Raw genomic sequence first — 20,562 nt, 5'->3', positions numbered from 1 at the left:
GGAGATGCGTTCAGCACCCAGGGCCCGCCGCCCGTACAGGAGGACCCGGCTGGGCCCGCGTGTTCAGTAGAAAACGTACGCCGCACCTCACGGTCGTGGCGTCCGGCACGAAGGACACGCGGGCCGGTCGGCCGGGTCACCCGGCTGACGTAGGCTTCTGCGGTGCCAGCCCGTGAGCCCTCGCGCGTGCTCAGCCTCGTGCTCGCCGCCCTCGGTGGCGTGCTCGCCTGGGCGGCGTTCCCCGACCTCGGCTGGTGGGGCACGGCGTACCTCGCCGTCGCGGCCCTGTTCCTCGCGATGCGGCGCGACAGCGCCCGGTGGAACGCCCTGCTCGGCCTCGTCTGGGGGCTCGTCTTCTTCCTCCCGCACATCGCCTGGGCCGACTACGCCGTCGGCCCGGTGCCGTGGGTCGCGCTGTCCGTGCTGGAGGCCGGCTTCGTCGCACTCTTCGGTGCCGCGTGGAGCTGGGCGCGGCGCGGCAACGCCGTGTGGCGCAACGCCGGGCTCCAGACGGTCGTCTTCGTCGTGCTCTGGGTCGCCGTCGAGGAGCTGAGGTCCGCCTGGCCGTTCGGCGGCTTCCCGTGGGGGCGGCTCGCCTTCTCCCAGGCGGACTCGCCGGTCCTGGCCTACGCATCCTGGGGTGGCGCGCCGCTCCTGTCGCTGCTGACCGCCACGATCGGCGTCCTGCTCGCCCTCGGGCTGCTCGCGGCACGCCGGCTCGCGGTCGGGAGCACGGCGCTGCGGGTCGGTGCCGCGCTCGTCGTGATCGTCGGTGGGCTCCTCGTGCCGCTCCCGTCCGGCGCCGAGGTCGGGCGGCTGGCTGTCGGAGCCGTGCAGGGCAACGTCCCGACGCCAGGCCTCGACGCGTTCGCCCAGCAGCGCGAGGTGCTGCACAACCACGCCGTCGGGACCCACGCGCTGCTCGAGCAGGTCGAGCCCGGGGAGCTCGACCTCGTGCTGTGGCCCGAGAACGGCACCGACGTGGACCCCCAGGTCGACGCGGACGCGGCGGACGAGATCGACGCCGCCGCGCAGGCCGTGGGCGCACCGATGCTCGTCGGGACCGTCGAGTACCCCGAGTCCGGCGGCCGCTACAACACGGCCGTCTTGTGGGAGCCCGCACAAGGCGTCGTCGCGACCTACTCGAAGCAGCACCCCGCGCCCTTCGCCGAGTACATCCCGCTGCGGTCGCTCGTCCGGCCGTTCTCTTCCGCGGTCGACCTCGTGCGCAACGACATGCTGCCCGGCACGAAGGTCGGCCTCGTCCCGCTCGAGTCCGAGCGGCTCGGCCGGGTCGTCGGGATCGGGGACGTCATCTGCTTCGAGGTCGCCTACGACGAGCTTCCCCGCGACGCGGTGCGCGCCGGCGCCGAGCTGCTCGTGGTGCAGACCAACAACGCTTCGTTCGGCTACACCGCCGAGTCGACCCAGCAGCTCGCGATGTCGCGCGTGCGGGCCGTCGAGCACGGGCGCGCGACGGTGCAGATCTCGACGGTCGGCGTCAGCGGGGTCATCCAGCCGAACGGGGTCGTGAGCCGGCGCACCGGGCTGTTCACCGCCGAGCAGCTGGTGGCGTCCCTCCCGCTCCGGGAGTCCCTCACGCTCGCCTCACGCCTCGGCGCCTGGCCCGCGTGGGTCGTCGACGCGCTCGCGCTCTGCGTCGTGGTCACCGGGATGGCGGGCGCACGTCGCCTCCGGCGGGGGGAGCGGCCCGACGGCGTCGGGTGAGGCTGCCGATCGGCCCGGCACAGTGGGTGAAGCCTCTGGTCGGCCCGGCAGGGCTTGACGAAGGGCGGGCATGACGAAGGGCGGGTTCCGGCTGCTGCCGGGACCCGCCCTTCGTGGTGTCTCACCTCATCGCGGTGCGGACGCCGTCACGGCGTCACGCGCTGCGGCGCAGCTTGCCCGCCCGGAGCAGGCCGAGACGTTCGTCCAGGAGCTCCTCGAGCTCCTTGACCGTCCGGCGCTCGAGCAGCATGTCCCAGTGGGTGCGCGGCGGCTTGCCGGCCTTCGGCTCCGGACGCGACGCGTCGCGCAGGAGCGCCTCCTCACCGCAGCGGCACTCCCACACGAGCGGGACGTCGGCCTCGACGGAGAACGGGAGGATGATGGTGTGACCGTTGGGACAGTCGTAGTGCGCCTGGAGACGAGGGGCGAACTCGACGCCGTCCTCGGTCTCCATGCTGTGAGAACCGATGCGCATACCGCGCAGTGACCGGTTCGACATCTGTGGACCTCCGTGCTGTTGCCTTACGAGATCTTCCACCGGGCTCAACGATGGAGGGACCCTGGGTGTTCCAGTCTGCCGTGAAGGTCTCGTGAACGCGCGCGGGGCCAGGAGCAGCACGGATGCCGAGCCGGGCATACCCGGACGAAACCCCGCAGGAGCAGGCGCCCGGGTGTGACGGACGTCTCGCGGGCCGGTCGGCGCCGCCCCGTCGAGCGGCCTCCCGAGCGCTCCGCGGTCACCCGGCGGCTCTCACCAGCGGGGGTCCACGACCCTCGCGCGGTCCTGGCCGACGGCCGCCTCCGCCCGGATCCGCACCCCGGCGCGCATCGCTTCCTCGTGCAGGACGCGGGACCAGCCGGACTCGAACGCCCCGCGGTCGCCGCCTCCCCGCCGCACGTACGCCACGAGCAACGAGCCGCCCGGCGCGTCGTGCGCGAGCACGGACGCCAGGACGTGGACGAGGTTCGACGCCACGACCGGGTCCGCGACGAGCGGGACCTCAGGGATCGGGAGCACGACGGGCAGCACCCGGTCGTGCGCGTCGAGCAGCACGAACCAGAGGGCCGGCGGACCCGACCGGTCACGGCCGACGAGACCGAGGAGCAGCGCGAGGGCGTCGTCGGCGCTCTCCAGGGTCCGGCCGACCTCGTCGGGCGCCTCGTGCGGGGGCAGGTGCAGGCCGTGCCAGTCGTCGGTGGGGTGGTGCGTGGGCAGGTCCGCACCGGACGGCCGGCGCGGGTCGAGGGCGTGGGCGTCGGTCGGGTCGGGCGTGGGGGAGCGGGGCTCGGTGCCGGCGGGCGGCAGGTCCTCCCGGTGGGGACGCGGGCGGGGCAGCAGGTGGTCGTCGGAGCTCATGGTGCGACGCTCGCGGGTCGGGCCGCCCGGTCGGCGGTGCGGCAGCGGCGTCCGAGGTCGCCGGTGCGCGCGGCGGGTCTGTGGGTGGCGGCGGTCCGAGCGGTCGTGCTCGGCCGCTGCCCTGCCGGGCGGCAGCGCCGCCACCACGGCACGGCGAGGACGGGTGCGTTCAGGCGTGCGGGGGAGCCGGCTGGGCGAGGACGACCCCGTCGGTGAACATGACGCCGTCGGAGAACCGCGCCTCGACCCGACCGCCGCCGAACTGCTCGGCGTACAGCCGCGCGTACAGCCCGTCGGGAGCGGTGACGAGCTCGTCGTGCGAGCCGCGCTCGACGACCCGGCCGTCGTCGACGACGAAGATCACGTCCGCGTCGCGGATCGTCGAGAGCCGGTGCGCGATCGCGAGGGTCGTCCGCTGGCGCACCGCACGGGCCAGGGCGCTCTGGACGAGCCGCTCGGACGCGGTGTCGAGCGCGGACGTCGCCTCGTCGAGGATGAGGACGCGCGGGTCCTTGAGCAGCACGCGCGCGATCGCGATGCGCTGCTTCTCCCCGCCGGAGAGCCGGTAGCCGCGCTCACCGACGAGGGTCCGGTACCCGTGCTCGAACGCCTCGATCCGGTCGTGGATGTTGGCGGCCCGGCACGCCTCGACGAGCTCGTCGTCGGTCGCGTCCGGGCGGGCGTAGCGCAGGTTGTCCGCGATGGTCGCGTGGAACAGGTACGGGTCCTGCGTGACCATCCCGACGGTGTCGGCGAGGCTCGAGAGCGTGAGGTCGCGCACGTCGTGTCCGTCGACGCGGACGGCACCCCGGTCGACCTCGTACAGCCGCGGGACGAGGTAGCTGAGCGTCGTCTTGCCCGCGCCCGAGGGGCCGACGAACGCCGCGAGCTGCCCGGGCTCGACCACGAGCGAGACGTCGCGGACGGCCCACGCGCGCCGCCGGGAGCCGGCGAGGGCGTCGTCGGTCGCCGGCTCCGGCTCGTCGCGCGGCAGCCGGACCACCCCGGCCGCGCCGCCGGGGTGCCTGCCGCCGGAGGGCGCGGCGAGACCGGCCATCGCCCCGCGCATGCCGAACCCGCCGCCCCTGCGCCCACCGGGCGCCGGCGGGGGCTGCGTGAGCCGCGGCGGCGGCGGGTACCGGAACCACACCTCGTCGAGCTCGACCCGACCCCGCGTCTGCTCCGGGTCGAGGTGCACGGCCCCGGGGCGGTCGGTGATCGCGGGCGTGAGGTCCAGGTACTCGAAGATGCGCCGGAACAGCGCGAGCGACGTCTGCACGTCGAGGGCCACGCGCATGAGCGAGATCACCGGCATGAGCAGTCGCGCCTGCAGCGTGGAGAACGCGACGAGCGTCCCCGCGGTCAGCGTGTCCGTACCGGCGCGGCCCGTGATCATGTAGCCGGCGACGAGGTAGACGAGCGCGGGCGTGATCGCCATGAACGCGGTGACGACGCCGAAGAATCCCTGGCCGGCCATGGCCTGGCGCACCTGCAGCGTGACCTGGCGGTCGTTCTCGGCGCGGTACCGGGCGATCTCGGTGTCGGAGCGGTTGAACACCTTCGTCAGCAGGACCCCGGAGACGCTCAGCGCCTCCTCGGTGATCGCCGTCATGTCCGACAGCGACTCCTGCGTCTGGCGCGCGATGACCTGCCGCCGGGCGCCGACCCGGCGCTGCAGCACGACGAAGACGGGCATGAGCGCGACGGCGACGACCGTGAGCTGCCAGCTGAGCAGGAGCATCGCGACGAGCGAGGCGAGCACCGTCACGGTGTTCGACAGGATCGAGGACGCGGTCGTGGTGAGCACGGAGCGCACGCCGCCCACGTCGTTCGCGAGGCGCGACTGGATCGAGCCGGTCTTCGTCGCGGTGAAGAACGCGAGCTCCATCCGCTCGAGGTGCTCGAACAGCCGGCCGCGCAGCTCGGCCATCGCGAGGTTGCCGATCTTCGTCGTGAGGTACGTCTGGCCGACGCCGATGGCCGCGCTCAGCAGCGGGATGACGATCATGGCCGCGACGAGCCACGTGAGCAGCGGCAGGTCGACGCCCGACCCGTCGACCGGGAACAGCGCGTCGTCGAACACGCGCTGCGTGAGGAACGGCGTGACGATGCCGAGCACGGACGCGACGACGATCGACAGCGCGACGAGCAGCAGCGCCCCGCGGTGCGGCGCGAGCAGCGCACCGATCCGCCGCAGGAGGGCGGCGTCACCGGTGCCGGGCCGACCGCGCCCGGATCCCGCCACGGCGGCGCCGCCCGCGGCGTCCTCCGGGGACGTGGCCTCCGGTGCGGTCCCGGCATGGTGGGCCCGCTCGCCCGGGCGCGGGGTCCCGGACTCGGTGCCTGCCGGCGTGCGATCGACGGGGCGCGGGGTGCCGGGGATGCCGTCCGGCGGGGAGGTCATGGGACCAGTCTCAGGCAAGCGTCGCCTCGACCGCGCGCGCGACGAGCGCCGAGTCGTCCGCGCCGCCGTCGCGCCACCGGCGTTGCTGGATCGCTCCGTTGCCGCGCGCGAGGACCTCCTTCACGTGGCTCGAGACCCACTCGAGGTCGCCCGAGGCCTCGAGCGCGGGCCGCACGTGGGCGAGGAGCTCGGCGACGACGTCCGCGGCGGGCGCCGAGGTACCGAGCCCCGGGCTCACGAGGACGCCGCTCAGCCCCGAGCGCGCCGCCCGCCACGCGGCGACGCGCATGACCTCGGTCCGCGGCTGCTCGAGGTCGGTGCGTCCCGCGTGCTCGACGGCCGTGTCGGCGAGCGCCCGGACCAGCGCGCCCTGCAGCACCGCGTCGGCCGGGTCGAGGCAGACGTCCGGCACCCGCACCTCGACGGTGGGGTACCGCGCCGAGAGCCGGGCGTCGAAGTAGATCATCCCGTCGTCGAGGATCGTGCCGCTCGCGAGCAGGTCGCGGACGACCGAGCGGTACGTCGCGACGTCGCCGAACGGGGCGGTCGGGCCGGCCGTCGGCCAGCGGCCCCACACCTGCGACCGGAAGCTCGCGTAGCTGGTGTCCTCGCCCTGGTGGTAGGGGCTGTTCGCGCTGAGCGCGAGGAGCACGGGGGTCCACCGGCGCAGGTGGTCGAGGATGACGACGCCCTCGTGGTCGTCCTGCACCTCGACGTGCACGTGGCACCCGCACGTGAGCTGCTCGCGGGCGACCTGGCCGAACTCGGTGCGGATCTGCCGGGCGCGGTGGTTCGCGATGACGGTGGCCTCGACGCGCTGGGGTGCGGTGGCGAGGGCCGCGACGCGCGCGCCCGCGTGCTGTGCGGACGCGTCGGCGCGCGCGCGCCCCGAGCGCACCTCGGTCAGGAGCGCGTCGAGGTCGGTGCACGGGTGCGTCGAGGTCTCGACCTGCTCCTGCGTGAACTCCTTCTCGAGCTCGCCGCCGGGACCCGCGTCCTGGGCCGGCTCGGGCGTGCGCGCCGACGCGTGCTGCAGCACCGCCGCCGCGACCGCCCGGGGCGTTCCGTCGGGGGAGACGAGCAGGAACTCTTCCTCGATTCCGATGCTGCGCATGCGGCCAGTGTGGTGGTGAGCGGGAGGTGTGTCCTGCGCAGTCGTCCCGCAGGGCCCGCGCGGGGGCGCGTACCACCCGACCTGGTGACCGTGGCCGGCCCGGCCGGGCGAGGCGGAGCGGGTCGAGGGACGCATGCCGGGAGAGGGGAACGGGTTCGCGTCAGGGCCGCACCGATCTTCTCTGGACGCTCCAGGACAGGCCGCGTCCTGCCGATGGAGAAGGTGAAGGAGAGCAGCACACGATAACGGAAACATGCGTAGTCGTTCCTCGTCCCTGCCGCAGTTGGGCCGGCCCGGCGCGCGCGCTGCGCACGCCAGCAAGGACAGGGGGAGCGAGAGGCTAGTTTCCGTTATCAACGGCCGATCCCGGGACGGGCCGTCTTGTGGTGTGGGTGAGACGCGGTACACCTGTGCCATGAGCAGCGCGGGCCGGTCCCTGAGCATCCACGACGCGACCGAGCGCTACCTCGCAGGGCTCGAGGGATCCGCCTCGACGCAGCGGCAGCGGCGGTGGGCCCTGCGCGACCTGTGCGAGCACGCCGAGGAAGCCGGCCGGGGAGCCGCGCACGACGCGTTGCAGCCCGAGGCCCTCGCCGCGTGGCTCACCGCCCGGGAGGCTCCCGAGGACGGGCGTCCCGCGTCCGTGGCCGGCGTCCGGGCCCGCGCGAGCGCCGCGCGAGCCCTCACCGAGTTCGTCCGCAGCCACCACCTCGTGCCCGGGCTCGCGGATCCCGCCGACGCCCTCAGCCGGCCCGACACCGCAGCCGCCGTGCACGACCCGCGCGCCGGGCGGTACCTGCTGTCGATGGCTTCCTCCGGCAGCCCGTGGGGCGTTCCGGCGGCCGTCTGGGCACGCTTCTCCGCCCACGTGCACCTGCTCGCCGCCACGGGAGCCGGCGAGAACGACCTCGCGCGGCTGCGCGTCGAGGACCTTGCACCGGGCCACGACGCCGTGACGCTGCGCACGGGCACCGTCCCGCTGTCCGACCCCGCCCGGCGCTCGCTCGACGTGTGGCTCGCCGCCCGCACCGACGTCGTCCGCCGGCTCAGTGGCTCCGACCCGGCCGCGCTGTGGATCCGGATCCACCCGGGCAAGGACCGCCGCACCGGGGTCATCGCACCCGCGGGGCTCGCGATCAGCGCGCGAGGGCTGCGGCTGTCCTTCCAGACCGTGCGTGCCGCGCTCGCCGCCGAGGACCCGCGCGTCGCCGAGGTCAGCGTCCGGGACGTCCGGGCGCTGGGGCGCCTCGAGGACGCGCGCGCCTGAGACATGTGCCGGTGTCGCAGCCGGGGCGTCCGGCTGCACGGACCGTGCCGGGCGTCGGGCTGCCCGAGCCGATCGGGGCGTCCGGCTGCGCGGGCCGATGGCGGCCGGCTCGACCGGGTGGGTCGCGGCCGGCTCAGCGCGTCGGCGGCGGCCGGCTCAGCGCGCCGGGCGCGCCTCGGCGACCGCGTCCGGGCGGGTCACCTCGTGGACCAGGTGCGCGCCGGGGTTGGCCTCGACCGCGTCGCGCAGGCCGTGCCCGACGGACTGCAGGTACCGCTTCGTCGTGTCGAGGCTCTCGTGGCCGAGCAGCTCCATGACCTCGACGATCGACGCCGAGCTGTTCACGAGTTGCGTCGCGAACGTGTGCCGCAGCGCGTGCACGCACGACTCCCCGCGCGGTGTGATCCCGGCGCGGGCGTACCAGCGGTAGACGAGGTGCTGCATCGCGCGCGGCGTGAACGGACGGCCGTCGCGGTGCACGAAGAGCGCGTCGGACGCCCGCGACGGACCCAGCCCGTGCCCCCGCTCCGCGAGGTACGTCTCGAGGGTCCCCACCGTCGACCGGGCCAGCGGGACGGTGCGGTGCTTGTTGCCCTTGCCGAGCACGTGCAGGTGGGGCGCCCCGGTCGCGTCGCGCAGGTCGCCGACGGTCACGGCGCAGGCCTCGGCGAGGCGGATCCCCGAGGTCAGCAGGACCGACGCCAGTGCCAGGTCGCGTGCCGGCCACGGACGGCGCGAGGTGCGGGCGACGTCGGGCTGAGCGACGGTGCGCAGGAGGCGCTCGGCCTCGTGGAGCTCGAAGGGCGTGGGGGAGTAGGTCGGCTTGGGGCCCTTGCTGATCCGCGGGTCCCGCATCGGGTTCGCCGCGAGGAGCCCGTGCGCACGGGCGTGCTCGCACAGCGCGGTCCAGGCCGCGGCGGCGCGCCGACGCGTCGCCGCACGACGAGGCTCGGTCTCGATCCCGGGCCGGACGACGCGGCGCCGGTCCGGTGCCGACGACCCGAACACCGCGAACGCCTCCGCGAGGTGGCGCGGGTGCAGGTCGCCGAGCGTGAGCGCCGAGACCAGCCGGACGGTCTCGCGGTACGTCGTCGGGCTCACTCCGGCCGGGACGCGCTCGACCGGCACGTCGAGCGCCGGTGGCACGGCACGCCCGAGCACCTCCGTCAGCGCGCGCGCCACGAGCTGGACGTCGGCAACGTACGCCCGGACGGTGGCCCGGGACTTCTCGCCGGTGAGCACAGTGACCCAGTCGACGAAGACCGGCAGCAACGGCGAGTCGGCACTGACATCGACCTCGTCCGCGAAGCTCAGGCCGCCCATGGGTGCAGTCTGCCGCCCACCACCCACACGGCCCGTCCGACGCGGGCAGCGGCGGGCTCTCCGCTGCGCGGCCGTCCGAGGCTCACCTCGGGCGCAGGTCCGGCACGCGTCGCGGGGCCCGGACCTGGTACTTCACCCGGATCCGGGGGAGCCGCGCCATCTGCTCGCGGTCGGAGGGCAGGGGAGTGGCGCCGGGAGCGGGCCCCGGGGGACGGGCGTCAGGAACGTGAGCGGAGCGCGCTGCCGGCGGGCACCGAGTGGCAACGAGTCAGAGGGGAGGGCTGTCGGATCACCTGACACGCGGCTAGAGTCATATGATCGTCCGCCGTGGGTAATGCGTAGATAATGTCCGTTATCTACGCATTACGAGACGAGCGGGGTCCGAGCCCGTAGACGGAGAGCGCGACTCGACCAGCGCATGTCGTCTTCGCAGCCGGTGTCGGCTCGAGTCCGCGAGCGCTGGGGCGTCGAGCCGGGCGAGCGCCGGCGTCCACGCTGGGCCGGGAGTATTCGGCGAGGCCGGCCCTGAGACGTGCCACGTCGACAGGGCCCATGCGCCAGGACATCCGGCGCGGTCGCACCCGACATGTCCAGCGTCGTCAGGAAGCCGGCGCCCGTCCGTCGCACGAGCACTGGCATGCGGCGTGAGCTGCACGCGCTGCGTGACCACCCACGGCGTCGGCGCCGAGGTTCCGAGGCGCCAACCGCAGCGAGTCCGTCGCGGCTCGCGCACCGCACCGCCTGGCGGACGGCGCGGCTCGCCCTCGGCGTAGATCGAGCCGCGGTGTGCGATGTTCAGTGCCTCATGACCCGCGGCGCCCAGAACCCCTCTCGGGCTCCCATCCTCATCCATGGCGTAACGCCGATAATGTATATTATGACATTACGGCGTGACGAGAGCCCCTCCTGCGGCCCGCTCAGCCCCAGTTGTCGACGCGCACGTCCCGCGGCGCAGGCGCAGCGGCTCCGGTCTCCACGAGCAACTTCAGGCTCAGGAGGAACGACGCCCACTTCGTGCTGCAGTGGTGCATGAACTCGACGGGCTCACGCCAGCCGCGGTGCGCGAACAGCACGACCACGTACTCGCCGTCCTGCCGCAGCTCCCACTCGATCGTCGTGCCGACCCACTCCGCCGGGCCGTCGATCACGCGCCACACGACGCGCTCGTCCGGCACCAGCTCGACGACCTCCATGTCGAAGCCGCCGGTCGGGAACCGGAACTCGAGCTTGTCGCCGATCGCGTCGCCGCTCCCCCGCGTCTCCTCCGTCCACCAGCCCGCGAGCGCGTCGACCTTCGTCAACGCCTCGTACGCCGCGGCCGGCGCCGGGGCCACCGCCCCGATCCTGTGCAGGATGTCCACCATCTCGTCTCTCCTCCGTGTGTGCTCGGTACTGCGTGTGGTCGGCACTGCGTGCGCGCAGCGCTACCGGGCGTGCTGCAGGCACAGCGGGGCGCATCGGCTGCACCTCACCGGGGTGCTGCCGCTCGCCAGGTCGTGGCCCGAGGGCGCGACCCGCGCTCCGCCGCTCCCCCGCCGGCCCTCAGTCCTGCTGGGCGCGCTCGATCGCCTCGGCGATCCGCTTGATGCGCTGCAGGCGGGCGTCCCAGGCCGTCCCGACCGACGTGAGCTGCGCGACGGCGCGCGCGAGCTGCGCCTCGTCGACCTGGTAGCGCTTCTCCCGCCCCGCGGGCGCCGCGGTGACGAGGCCGACCCGGTCGAGCACCGCGAGGTGCTTGGCGACGGCCTGCCGGGTCACCGGGAGGTGCTGGCTCAGCGTCGTGGCGGTTCCTCCCCCGCCGGCGAGGAGCAGGTCGAGCATGCGCCGCCGCGTCGGGTCGCCGACGGCCGACCAGAGCTGGTCGTCGACGACCTCGGCCACGCCGGCGCTCACTGGCGCACCTCGAGCGTCGCCACGTACGGCGCGAGCCGCGGCAGGAAGAAGTCCCAGCCGGTGACGTGCTCGTTGTACTGGTGCTCGAGGACCGCCGCCTCCCAGCCCATCTCCCGGAAGCCCGTCTCCGTCATCCGCAGGAGCGTCCCGCTGCCCGACGACCTCAGGTCGAACGTGACGAGCAGGGAGTTCCCCTCCACGGCGGTCTGGCCGGCCGGGTGCGTCCACCGGAACGAGAACGTCCGGGGCGGACGGGACTCGACGACGGTGAAGGACGCCACGACCCCGCCGTCCGCGGGATCGCCGAAGACGATCTCCCCCGGCGCGCCGGGCACCAGCTCGTAGTGAGCGTCGTCGGGCCACCAGCCCGTGATGTGCTCCGGGCTGCTCACGACGTCGAAGACCACCTCGGGTGAGGCGTCCACGTAGATCTCGCGCTCGATCGTTCCCAGCTCCACGGCTTCCTCCTGCAACGTTTGGCTGCAAGTGACGGTACGCCGACGGAGCACACAGTGCAACCATCAGTTGCACAAGGCCTGGCGAGAGCGAGGAGGATGCGGGAGGTCGACGCCGTGCACCTCGACGACGCCCGTCCCGACGGCCGCTTCCGGGCCTGGGTGAGTGCGCACGGGTCAGGCGGTCGCGGCGCTCCCCGGCACGAGCGCCCGGACGTAGCGCAGCTCGACGAGCCCGTCGTGCCCCGGGACCGGGTGCCTCTCCCCCGTCGGCTCGAAGCCCAGGCCGTCGTACAGGCGCAGCGCGGCCGCGTTGTCCTCCCGGACCCACAACGAGAGCGTCTCCGCCCCGGCGCCCAGAGCCTCGCGCTCGACCGCGTCGAGCAGCGCCGTCCCGACACCGCGCCGACGCGCCTCGGGTGCGACCCACAGCGCGACGACGTGGCGGTCCGTGCTGGGCGACCCGGGCTCCTCGATCAGGCAGGCCAGCCCGACGGCCTCGCTGCCCTCCTCCGTGACCAGCCACCACGGGCTCGAGCGCAGCCGCATCCGCCAGTGCTGCTCCCGGAAGAGCTCCTCGCGCGCGAGCGACGACGCGAACGCCTCCGGGTCGCTGCGCAGCGCACGCAGGCGGATCTCCGCGAGCCGTTCCCAGTCGTCCTCGTCGAGCCGGGCGACCGCTGCGGTCACGGCAGCTCGCGCGCGGTGACGCCGGCCTCGGGCGTGCCGCCGTGGCCGTCGGGGTCGGGCACCGAGCGAGCGACGTCGGCGATCTCCTCCTCGGGGCGCGGCGGGACGGTCTCGTCGACCTCGAGGAGCTCCACCTCCTCGGACGCTCCCGGAAGGGTGGCCGGCTGCGCGGCGTCGGGGCTGTCGGGGACGGGGATCGTCACGGTGTGCTCCTTCGGGTCGGTTCCGTCCACGGTAGTGCGCACGCGCCCGGTGAGCAGCGCGGCGCACTCAGACCCGGCGCGTTCGGAGGTGGTGCGTCCGGGCGTGGTGCGTCCGGGCGCAGCGCCGCGTCCCGGTCAGCCGAGCGTGAACCCGGCCCCCATCGACAGCCGCCGGTACTCCCCCGGGGTGAGTCCCGACAGCAGCCGGTCGACCATCGCGTTCCCCGCGCCGCTGAGGTGGGCGTCGTGGATCGGGACCAGCACGCGCGGGCCGACCGCTCGGGCGAACTCGACCGCCTCGGCGAGCTTGAGCCACGGGGCCGCGACGGGCAGGCACAGCACGTCGACGCCCTGCGCAGCGTCGGGGACGTCGAACGCGTCGCCCGGGTGCAGCACGGTGCCGTCCACGAGGTAGCCGACGTTCGCGATCCCGGGGACGTCGGGGTGGATGACGGCGTGGCTCCCGCCGACGACCGCGACGTCGAAACCCCCGGCGGCCACGCGGTCCCCCGCGACGACCGTGTGCACGCGCGCGTCGGCGCCCGTCACACCCGCGAGCTGCTCGGTGACCGGCGCCGGGGCCCACACCTCGAGGTCCGGCTGGGCCTCGAGCGCGGCGCGCAGCTGGTCGGGGACGACGTGGTCGGCGTGCTCGTGCGTCACGAGAACCGCCTGGGCGCCGGTGAGGGCGTCCGGGGAGCTGAACGACCCCGGGTCGACGACGAGGCGCCGGCCCTCCCGGTCGAGACGGATGCAGGCATGGCCCCAGAAGCTGAGCTCGGTCGTCATGCGCCCAGCATGTCCCCCGCGAGGTGACGCGCGCCACGCGAGGTCGGCCGCCGGACGTGCACGGCCGACCTCCGCGGGGGTCAGGCGACGACCATCACCAGGTCGCCGCCCTCGAGCTGCTGGACCGCACCGATCGCGAGCCGCTGCACCTTGCCGGCGATCGGCGTCGTGATCGCCGCCTCCATCTTCATGGCCTCGACGGTCGCGACGGTCTGGCCCGCCTCGACCGACTGGCCCTCCTGCACGACCGGCGTGACCGCACCGGCGAACGGCGCCGCGATGTGACCCGGCGTGCCGGGGTCGGCCTTCTCGGCGGTCGCGATGTCGACCTCGACCGTGCGGTCGCGGACCTGCAGGGGTCGGATCTGCCCGTTCAGCGTGAACATGACGGTCCGCATGCCGCGCTCGTCGGCCTCGCCCACGGCCTCGAGCCCGACGAGGAGCCGCACGCCGCGCCCGAGCACGATGTCGACCTCGTCGCCCGCGGCCATCCCGTACAGGTAGCGCGTCGTGTCGAGCACGCTCACGTCGCCGTAGGCACGGTTGAAGGTCTCGTACTCCTTGGTCGGACCCGCGAACAGCAGGTGGTTGAGGCGGTCGCGCCGCGTCGCGGAGTCGCCGTCGAGATCCTGGCGGTCCTGGTCGCTGAGCGGCGTGATCGCCGTCCGCACCGTGCGGCCCGCGAGGGCGCGCGAGCGGAACGGCTCGGGCCAGCCGCCGGGCGGGTCGCCGAGCTCCCCGGACAGGAACCCGATGACCGAGTCGGGGATGTCGAAGTCCTGCGGGTTCGCCGCGAACTCCGCCGGGTCGGCGCCGCGCGCGACGAGGTGCAGGGCGAGGTCGCCGACGACCTTGGACGACGGCGTGACCTTCACGAGGCGGCCGAGGATGCGGTCCGCGGCCGCGTAGGTCGACTCGATGTCCTCGAAGCGGCTGCCGAGGCCCAGGGCGATCGCCTGCTGACGCAGGTTCGACAGCTGCCCGCCCGGAATCTCGTGCTCGTAGACGCGCCCCGTCGGACCCGGCAGGCCCGACTCGAACGGCCGGTACAGGCGGCGCACGGCCTCCCAGTACGGCTCGAGGTCGCACACGGTGCGCAGGCTCAGGCCCGTGGCCCGCGGCGTGTGCTCGAGCGCGGCGACGAGCGCCGACATGGGCGGCTGGCTCGTCGTCCCGGCCATCGCGGCGCTCGCCGCGTCGACCGCGTCGACCCCGGCGTCGGCAGCCGCGAGCAGCGTCGCCATCTGCCCGCCGGTCGTGTCGTGGGTGTGCAGGTGGACCGGCAGGTCGAACCGCGCCCGCAGCGCCGTGACGAGCTTCGCGGCCGCCGCCGGGCGCAGCAGACCCGCCATGTCCTTGATCGCGAGGACGTGCGCGCCGGCCTCGACGATCCGGTCCGCGAGACGCAGGTAGTAGTCGAGCGTGTACAGGTTCTCCGCCGGGTCGAGCAGGTTGCCCGTGTAGCACAGCGCGACCTCGGCGATCGGCGTGCCCGCCTCGCGCACCGCGTCGATCGCGGGACGCATCTGCTCGACGTCGTTGAGCGCGTCGAAGATGCGGAAGATGTCGATGCCCGTCGCGGTCGCCTCCCGGACGAACGCCTCGGTCACCTCGGTCGGGTACGGCGTGTAGCCGACCGTGTTCCGGCCGCGCAGCAGCATCTGGATCGCGAGGTTCGGCATGCTCTCGCGCAGCGCCGCGAGGCGGTCCCAGGGGTCCTCGCCGAGGAAGCGCAACGCGACGTCGTACGTCGCACCGCCCCACGCCTCGACCGACAGCAGCTGAGGCAGCGCACGGGCCTGGGTCGACGCCACCCCGAGCAGGTCGTGCGTGCGCACGCGCGTCGCGAGCAGCGACTGGTGCGCGTCGCGGAACGTCGTGTCCGTGACCGCCACCGCGGTCTGCTCGCGCAGCGCCCGCGCGAAGCCCTCGGGACCGAGCTCGAGCAGGCGCTGGCGGCTGCCGTGCGGGGCGGGAGCCGTCAGGTCGACCTTCGGGAGCTTGGTCCGCGGGTCGATCGCGTCCGTGGGCCGGGGGCCGTGCGGGCGGTTGACCGTCACGTCACCGAGGTAGGAGAGCAGGCGCGTCCCGCGGTCACGGTTCTCGCGCGCCGCGAGCAGCTCGGGCCGCTCGTCGATGAAGGACGTCGAGACCTGCCCCGCCGCGAACTCGGGGTCGGCGAGCACCGCCTGCAGGAACGGGATGTTCGTCCGGATGCCGCGGATGCGGAACTCGGCGAGCGCGCGGCGCGCCCGGCGGACCGCCGTCGGGAAGTCCCGCCCGCGGCACGTGAGCTTGACCAGCATCGAGTCGAAGTGGCCCGAGATCTCCGAGCCCGCGGTCGCCGTCGCGCCGTCGAGGCGCACGCCGGCGCCGCCCGGGGAGCGGTAGGCGATGATCCGGCCGGTGTCGGGCCGGAAGCCGTTCGCCGGGTCCTCGGTCGTGATGCGCGTCTGCAGCGCCGACCCGTTGACCCGGACGGTGTCCTGCGAGATGCCGAGGTCGGCGAGCGTCTCCCCCGCCGCGATGCGGATCTGGGAGGAGACGAGGTCGATGTCCGTGACCTCCTCGGTCACCGTGTGCTCGACCTGGATGCGCGGGTTCATCTCGATGAAGACGTGCTCACCCGCACGGTCTCCGACCGTGTCCAGGAGGAACTCGACGGTGCCCGCGTTCTGGTAGCCGATGCTCCGCGCGAACGCCACGGCGTCCCGGCACAGCGCGTCACGGATCTCGGGGTCGAGGTTCGGCGCCGGCGCGATCTCGACGACCTTCTGGTGGCGCCGCTGCAGCGAGCAGTCGCGCTCGAAGAGGTGGACGACGTTGCCCTCGCCGTCCGCGAGGATCTGCACCTCGATGTGCCGCGGGCGCAGCACGGCGCGCTCGAGGAAGACCGTCGGGTCGCCGAACGCCGCGTCGGCCTCGCGCATCGCCGCGGCGAGGGCGTCGGGCAGGGCGTCCCGGGTGTTGACGCGACGCATCCCGCGCCCGCCACCGCCGGCGACCGCCTTGACGAAGATCGGGAAGCCGACCTCGTCCGCCGCCGCGATGAGCTCGTCGACGTCCTTGGACGGCGCCGTCGACGGGAGCACCGGGATGCCGGCGTCGCGGGCGGCCTGCAGCGCGCGGACCTTGTTGCCCGCGAGCTCGAGCACCTCCGGCGGCGGGCCGATGAACGTGATCCCGGCGGCCTGGGCGGCGCGCGCGAGGTCCGGGTTCTCCGACAGGAAGCCGTACCCGGGGTAGATCGCGTCGGCGCCCGAGTCGTGCGCGACGCGGATGATCTCCTCGATGTCGAGGTAGGCGCGCACCGGGTGACCCGGCGTCCCGATCGGGTACGCCTCGTCGGCCTTGAGCCGGTGCTCGGAGTTCCGGTCCTCGTGCGGGAACACGGCGACCGTCCGCGCGCCCAGCTCGTACGTCGCGCGGAACGCACGCACGGCGATCTCTGCGCGGTTCGCGACCAGCACCTTGGAGAACACGACTCACCCCATCCGTAGGTTCGGCAGCACCGTAGCGACCGGCTCGGGGGCCGGTCATGACCAACCGCATACCGAACGCCGGTGCGGGGTACCGGTCGGAATCCTGCCACGGTTCTGAATCGGCGCAGGGATTCGTGCACGGACTGATCACGGCGTTACCGTGGCGCCGTGCTGGTCCTCGGAGTGTGCAGCCTCAAGGGCGGTGTCGGGAAGACGTCCGTCACGCTCGGCCTCGCCTCGGCGGCGCTCGAGCTCGGCCTGCGGACGCTCGTCGTCGACCTCGACCCCCAGGCCGACTGCACGCTCGCGCTCGGCGCGGGCGTGGACGGCCAGGACGACGTCGCCGCGGTGCTCGACGACCCCAGCGCCGAGACGATGCGACGCGCCACGGTGCCGAGCTCGTGGGCCGACGACGGGCTGGACGTGCTCGTCGGCTCCCCCCGGTCCGTGCGCCACGACCGCGTCGACGACGCCGGCGCCGGCCTCGACGGCCTGCGGTTCGCGCTCTCGTGGGTCAGCGGCTACGACCTCGTGCTCGTCGACTGCCCGCCGTCCCTGGGCGGCCTGACCCGCACGGGCCTGGTCGCGAGCGACCGCGCGGTCATCGTCACCGAACCAGGGCTGTTCTCGGTCATGGCCGTCGGGCGCGCGATGCGCACGATCGACGAGCTGCGCCGCGGCGCCGCGCCCTCGCTCCAGCCGCTCGGCGTGGTCGTCAACCGGGTGCGGTCGAGGTCGGTCGAGCAGGCGTTCCGGCTCGAGGAGCTCCGCACGCTCTACGGGCCGCTCGTGCTCGCGCCGCAGGTGCCGGAGCGGGCGGCGCTGCAGCAGGCGCAGGGCGCCGCCCAGCCGGTGCACGCCTGGCCCGGAGCCGCAGCCGCCGAGCTCTCTCAGGTGTTCGAGGACCTCCTCGAGCGCGCCCTGCGCGCACCCGGCGCGCGCTGACCCGTCCGCGGTGCACGACCACGGCGCGGTCGCCGCGGGTGCGCACGCAGCAGGACCCGGCCGCGTCGAGCGCGTCCGGGTCCTCGGTGCGTGGTCCGCCGGCTGTTGGTCAGCCGGCGGTGCGGGCCTGGCGGCGGGCGGCGAGCTCGTCCGCGGCGCTCGGCTGGGCCGGGACGGCGTCGTGCGTGTCGTCGTCCGCGCGCTCGGTCGGCAGCTGCGCGAGCGTGCCCTCGACCTCGCGCCAGACGCGCCCGACGGCGATGCCGAAGACGCCCTGCCCACCCTGCACGAGGTCGATGACCTCGTCGGCGGACGTGCACTCGTACACGCTCGCGCCGTCGGACATGAGGGTGATCCGCGCCAGGTCGTCGACGCCGCGCTCGCGCAGGTGACCGACCGCCGCGCGGATCTGCTGCAGCGAGACCCCGGTGTCGAGGAGGCGCTTGACGACCTTCAGCACGAGGATGTCGCGGAAGCTGTACAGGCGCTGCGTGCCTGAGCCCGTCGCGGGCCGGATCGTCGGCTCGACGAGGCCGGTCCGCGCCCAGTAGTCGAGCTGGCGGTAGGTGATGCCGGCCGCGCGGCACGCCGTGGGCCCGCGGTACCCCGTCGCCGTGTCCAGGTCCGGCAGCTCGTCGCCGAACAGCAGCCCCTGTGCGCGCTGCGGGACCCCGCCCGCGACCTCCACGCTCTCCCCGCTGCCGCTCACGCGTCCTCCACTCACGCCCGCACCCGCCCTGATCGGCGCCTGCTCAGGAGGCCGCGTCTCACGCAGCGGCGCCGTCCTGCCTCGGATGTCTGACCTTGCAACGCTAAGCCTGCACCCTGGGGGCGTCAACGACGCGGAGCGACGCGCCGAACCGGCGTGTCGTCCCGGCGTGTCTCACCCGCTGCTTGAGGGTCGGCTCACCCTCCGGGCCGCTGCTCGGGGTCCTCGTCCTCGTCCTCCTCCTCGCGGGCGCCCGGCTCCCCGGCGGGCCCCGGCTCCTGACCGGTGAGGAAGTCCTCCGCGCTGACCTGCTCGAGGAACGCCCGGAAGCGCTCGACCTCCTGCTCCGACGGGCCGTCCGACGCCTCGATGCCGGCGACCGCGACGACCTCGGCGGCACACAGCACCGGGCACCCGACCCGCACCGCGACCGCGATCGCGTCGGACGCGCGCGAGTCGACCCGGACCCCCGACGCGAGCACGAGGGCCGCGTGGAAGACGCCTTGCCGCAGCTCCGTGATCTCGACCGTCGCGACCGCGGACCCGAGCGCGGCGACGACGTCGCACAGCAGGTCGTGCGTCATCGGCCGGCGCGGCACGATGCCCGCCTGCGCCGACGCGATCGCGGTCGCCTCGGTGGGGCCGATCAGGATCGGGACGAACAGCTCCGCGGCCGGGTCGAGCAGGAGCACGACGAGCTCGTCGTCCACGAGGTGCTGACGCACCCCGACGACCTCCACCTGCACCAGCTGCTCGTCGTCCGCCACACCCTCACGCTACGACCCGAACGGCCGCGCGTCTGCACGAGAACCACCGCACGCTCGGGCGGCGACCCGACGCCGTCAGGAGGTGAGGCCGGAGACCGCGGAACGGAGCAGCGCGGTGTGCAGCTGCGTGCACAGCTCGCCGACCTCGGCGGCCAGCGTCCCCGCGCGCGCCCGGGACGACGCGGCGTTGTGACCGCGCCAGGGCGCGACGATCTGCTCGACGAGGTCCGCCTGACGGTCCGCGGCCGCGCGGAAGACCCGCAGGTGACGCGCGTCGACCCCGTGCTCGCCGAGCGCCGCCGCGAGCACCACGACGTCGCGGGCCCACGGGTCGAAGTGGCCGGACACGCTCGGGCGCAGGACGCCGGAGCGCACGAGCTCCTCGACGAGCGCGACGTCGACACCGGCCTCCCGGGCGAGGGCGTCCCCGGTGTAGCGCGCGGCGACCGCGGGGCCCTGCACCACACCGTCACGCGTCGCGAGCTGAGCGCGCGGGGCGGGCTCGTCGTCGTCCCCCGCGTCGAGCGCGGCGAGCTGCTCGCCGATGACCTTGAGCGGCATGTAGCGGTCGCGTTGCTGGCGCAGCACGTACCTCAGCCGTTCGATGTCCGCGGGGCTGTACTGCCGGTAGCCCGCGGGTGTGCGGACCGGCTCGACGAGCCCCTGCTCCTCGAGGAAGCGGAGCTTGCTGTTGGTGACCGCCGGGAACTCGATCCGCAGCGCGGCGAGCACGTCGGAGATGCGCATCGACGCGCGGCGCGAGATGCCGCGGGGCCACGGCTCGACGACGGCGCCCGCGCCCACCTGCGGGTCAGGCGCGCCCGCCCGGGTCGGTGCGGGACCCTCCGAGGCTGCGGCGAGCCGGGACGTGCGCTCGCCCGCCCTCATGACCGGGCGTCGGCAGAGCTCGCAGGGCCGCGACGGTCGCCGTCCCGAGCCGGGCTCGGGTGGAACGTCAGGCGGTACTTGCCGATCTGGACCTCGTCGCCGGCGCGCAGCGCGGCTGCGTCGATCCGGCGGCGGTTCACGTACGTGCCGTTGAGCGAGCCGATGTCGCGCACCACGAAGTCGTCGGCCTCGCGGACGAACTCGGCGTGCTTGCGCGAGACCGTCACGTCGTCGAGGAACACGTCCGCGTCCGTGCTGCGCCCCGCGACGGTGCGCTCCGCGTCGAGCAGGAAGCGCGCGCCCACCGACGGCCCGCGCTGCATGATCAGGAGCGCCGACGTGGGCGGGAGCGCCTGGACGGCGGCGAGCTCGTCGGCCGTGAGGCCCGAGGGGGCGACCAGGTCGAGGTCGACCGGGTCGAGGTTGCCGAAGCTGATCGTCGTGTCCGACGACGTCCGGGCGCTCTGCCGGGCGTCCTGCGCACCACGCTGCTCGGGCAGGTGCCGTTCGTCGCTCATGCCGCCTCCCGGGACTCGTCGTGCCGACGA

General features: G+C 74.3%; 19 protein-coding genes. 3 read left to right on the top strand and 16 right to left on the bottom strand.

The genetic code is table 11. The annotated features are described in order from the left end of the window. Positions 1 to 162 precede the first annotated feature (162 nt). Entirely contained in the window at positions 163 to 1,728 is a 1,566-nt protein-coding gene (lnt, locus tag CCE01nite_RS13490) for an apolipoprotein N-acyltransferase (protein WP_034626995.1), read from the top strand. Between the two features lie 154 nt (positions 1,729 to 1,882). On the opposite strand, the gene CCE01nite_RS13485 is transcribed toward lnt, so the two are convergent. The 4 genes from CCE01nite_RS13485 to CCE01nite_RS13470 all read right to left on the bottom strand — a co-directional run bounded on the left by CCE01nite_RS13485 (position 1,883) and on the right by CCE01nite_RS13470 (position 6,603). Continuing rightward, entirely contained in the window at positions 1,883 to 2,227 is a 345-nt protein-coding gene (locus CCE01nite_RS13485; RefSeq protein WP_034626998.1) for an RNA polymerase-binding protein RbpA, read from the bottom strand. Between the two features lie 252 nt (positions 2,228 to 2,479). Beyond that, the gene (locus CCE01nite_RS13480) at positions 2,480 to 3,085 is read right to left on the bottom strand and encodes a hypothetical protein (RefSeq protein WP_034627000.1); all 606 of its coding nucleotides are present in this window, start codon (positions 3,083 to 3,085) and stop codon (positions 2,480 to 2,482) included. A gap of 169 nt (positions 3,086 to 3,254) precedes the next feature. Then, the gene (locus tag CCE01nite_RS13475; RefSeq protein ID WP_084142538.1) at positions 3,255 to 5,489 is read right to left on the bottom strand and encodes an ABC transporter ATP-binding protein; all 2,235 of its coding nucleotides are present in this window, start codon (positions 5,487 to 5,489) and stop codon (positions 3,255 to 3,257) included. Between the two features lie 10 nt (positions 5,490 to 5,499). Continuing rightward, complete coding sequence (locus tag CCE01nite_RS13470) at positions 5,500 to 6,603, bottom strand: carboxylate-amine ligase (RefSeq protein WP_034627002.1); 1,104 nt, start codon at positions 6,601 to 6,603, stop codon at positions 5,500 to 5,502. A gap of 415 nt (positions 6,604 to 7,018) precedes the next feature. On the opposite strand from CCE01nite_RS13470, the gene CCE01nite_RS13465 reads away from it, so the two are divergent. Further along, entirely contained in the window at positions 7,019 to 7,870 is an 852-nt protein-coding gene (locus CCE01nite_RS13465; RefSeq protein ID WP_034627004.1) for a site-specific integrase, read from the top strand. 156 nt (positions 7,871 to 8,026) lie between these two features. On the opposite strand, the gene CCE01nite_RS13460 is transcribed toward CCE01nite_RS13465, so the two are convergent. The 8 genes from CCE01nite_RS13460 to CCE01nite_RS13425 form a co-directional block, all read right to left on the bottom strand. Continuing rightward, complete coding sequence (locus CCE01nite_RS13460) at positions 8,027 to 9,193, bottom strand: tyrosine-type recombinase/integrase (RefSeq protein ID WP_034627007.1); 1,167 nt, start codon at positions 9,191 to 9,193, stop codon at positions 8,027 to 8,029. Between the two features lie 917 nt (positions 9,194 to 10,110). Then, a complete protein-coding gene (locus CCE01nite_RS13455) occupies positions 10,111 to 10,557 on the bottom strand; it encodes an SRPBCC family protein (RefSeq protein WP_034627009.1) in 447 nt (148 codons plus the stop codon). Positions 10,558 to 10,735: 178 nt separating this feature from the next. Beyond that, a complete protein-coding gene (locus tag CCE01nite_RS13450; protein WP_034627011.1) occupies positions 10,736 to 11,086 on the bottom strand; it encodes an ArsR/SmtB family transcription factor in 351 nt (116 codons plus the stop codon). Continuing rightward, a complete protein-coding gene (locus CCE01nite_RS13445; protein ID WP_034627014.1) occupies positions 11,083 to 11,544 on the bottom strand; it encodes an SRPBCC family protein in 462 nt (153 codons plus the stop codon). The genes CCE01nite_RS13450 and CCE01nite_RS13445 overlap by 4 nt, the downstream gene beginning before the upstream one ends. A 174-nt stretch (positions 11,545 to 11,718) precedes the next feature. Then, a complete protein-coding gene (locus tag CCE01nite_RS13440) occupies positions 11,719 to 12,231 on the bottom strand; it encodes a GNAT family N-acetyltransferase (RefSeq protein WP_034627016.1) in 513 nt (170 codons plus the stop codon). Continuing rightward, the gene (locus tag CCE01nite_RS13435) at positions 12,228 to 12,434 is read right to left on the bottom strand and encodes a hypothetical protein (protein ID WP_141372588.1); all 207 of its coding nucleotides are present in this window, start codon (positions 12,432 to 12,434) and stop codon (positions 12,228 to 12,230) included. Before CCE01nite_RS13435 ends, CCE01nite_RS13440 begins: the two co-directional genes overlap by 4 nt. 135 nt (positions 12,435 to 12,569) lie before the next feature. Next, positions 12,570 to 13,223: an MBL fold metallo-hydrolase gene (locus CCE01nite_RS13430; RefSeq protein WP_034627023.1), complete on the bottom strand. Its 654-nt coding sequence runs from the start codon at positions 13,221 to 13,223 to the stop codon at positions 12,570 to 12,572. Between the two features lie 80 nt (positions 13,224 to 13,303). After that, a complete protein-coding gene (locus tag CCE01nite_RS13425) occupies positions 13,304 to 16,705 on the bottom strand; it encodes a pyruvate carboxylase (protein ID WP_034627025.1) in 3,402 nt (1,133 codons plus the stop codon). 168 nt (positions 16,706 to 16,873) lie between these two features. Here CCE01nite_RS13425 and CCE01nite_RS13420 point away from each other — a divergent pair, with 168 nt between their 5' ends. After that, a complete protein-coding gene (locus CCE01nite_RS13420) occupies positions 16,874 to 17,650 on the top strand; it encodes a ParA family protein (RefSeq protein ID WP_034627027.1) in 777 nt (258 codons plus the stop codon). A 109-nt stretch (positions 17,651 to 17,759) separates the two neighbouring features. Here the strand turns inward: CCE01nite_RS13420 and CCE01nite_RS13415 are convergent, their stop codons facing one another. The 4 genes from CCE01nite_RS13415 to CCE01nite_RS13400 form a co-directional block, all read right to left on the bottom strand. Then, positions 17,760 to 18,359, bottom strand: a complete 600-nt coding sequence (locus CCE01nite_RS13415; protein ID WP_034627030.1) for a MerR family transcriptional regulator — start codon at positions 18,357 to 18,359, stop codon at positions 17,760 to 17,762. A 197-nt stretch (positions 18,360 to 18,556) separates the two neighbouring features. Continuing rightward, on the bottom strand, positions 18,557 to 19,126 hold the full coding sequence (locus CCE01nite_RS13410; RefSeq protein WP_246056545.1) for a bifunctional nuclease family protein: 570 nt from the start codon (positions 19,124 to 19,126) through the stop codon (positions 18,557 to 18,559). A 75-nt stretch (positions 19,127 to 19,201) separates the two neighbouring features. Then, complete coding sequence (gene ftsR / locus CCE01nite_RS13405; protein ID WP_084142539.1) at positions 19,202 to 20,014, bottom strand: transcriptional regulator FtsR; 813 nt, start codon at positions 20,012 to 20,014, stop codon at positions 19,202 to 19,204. Beyond that, on the bottom strand, positions 20,011 to 20,532 hold the full coding sequence (locus CCE01nite_RS13400) for an FHA domain-containing protein (protein WP_052103762.1): 522 nt from the start codon (positions 20,530 to 20,532) through the stop codon (positions 20,011 to 20,013). Before CCE01nite_RS13400 ends, ftsR begins: the two co-directional genes overlap by 4 nt. Positions 20,533 to 20,562 lie beyond the last annotated feature (30 nt).

This window comes from Cellulomonas cellasea, from assembly GCF_006538745.1.
Classification (GTDB): domain Bacteria; phylum Actinomycetota; class Actinomycetes; order Actinomycetales; family Cellulomonadaceae; genus Cellulomonas_A; species Cellulomonas_A cellasea.
The sequence above is the reverse complement of the archived record's forward strand: the minus strand, read 5'-3'. Positions and strand labels throughout refer to the sequence as shown.

Excerpts from the sequence above, each read along its gene's own strand:
- CCE01nite_RS13485 (WP_034626998.1), bottom strand. The coding sequence starts at position 2,227 with ATGTCGAACCGGTCACTGCGCGGTATGCGCATCGGTTCTCACAGCATG.
- CCE01nite_RS13480 (WP_034627000.1), bottom strand. The coding sequence starts at position 3,085 with ATGAGCTCCGACGACCACCTGCTGCCCCGCCCGCGTCCCCACCGGGAG.
- CCE01nite_RS13475 (WP_084142538.1), bottom strand. The coding sequence starts at position 5,489 with ATGACCTCCCCGCCGGACGGCATCCCCGGCACCCCGCGCCCCGTCGAT.
- CCE01nite_RS13470 (WP_034627002.1), bottom strand. The coding sequence starts at position 6,603 with ATGCGCAGCATCGGAATCGAGGAAGAGTTCCTGCTCGTCTCCCCCGAC.
- CCE01nite_RS13465 (WP_034627004.1), top strand. The coding sequence starts at position 7,019 with ATGAGCAGCGCGGGCCGGTCCCTGAGCATCCACGACGCGACCGAGCGC.
- CCE01nite_RS13460 (WP_034627007.1), bottom strand. The coding sequence starts at position 9,193 with ATGGGCGGCCTGAGCTTCGCGGACGAGGTCGATGTCAGTGCCGACTCG.
- CCE01nite_RS13455 (WP_034627009.1), bottom strand. The coding sequence starts at position 10,557 with ATGGTGGACATCCTGCACAGGATCGGGGCGGTGGCCCCGGCGCCGGCC.
- CCE01nite_RS13430 (WP_034627023.1), bottom strand. The coding sequence starts at position 13,223 with ATGACGACCGAGCTCAGCTTCTGGGGCCATGCCTGCATCCGTCTCGAC.
- ftsR (WP_084142539.1), bottom strand. The coding sequence starts at position 20,014 with ATGAGGGCGGGCGAGCGCACGTCCCGGCTCGCCGCAGCCTCGGAGGGT.
- CCE01nite_RS13400 (WP_052103762.1), bottom strand. The coding sequence starts at position 20,532 with ATGAGCGACGAACGGCACCTGCCCGAGCAGCGTGGTGCGCAGGACGCC.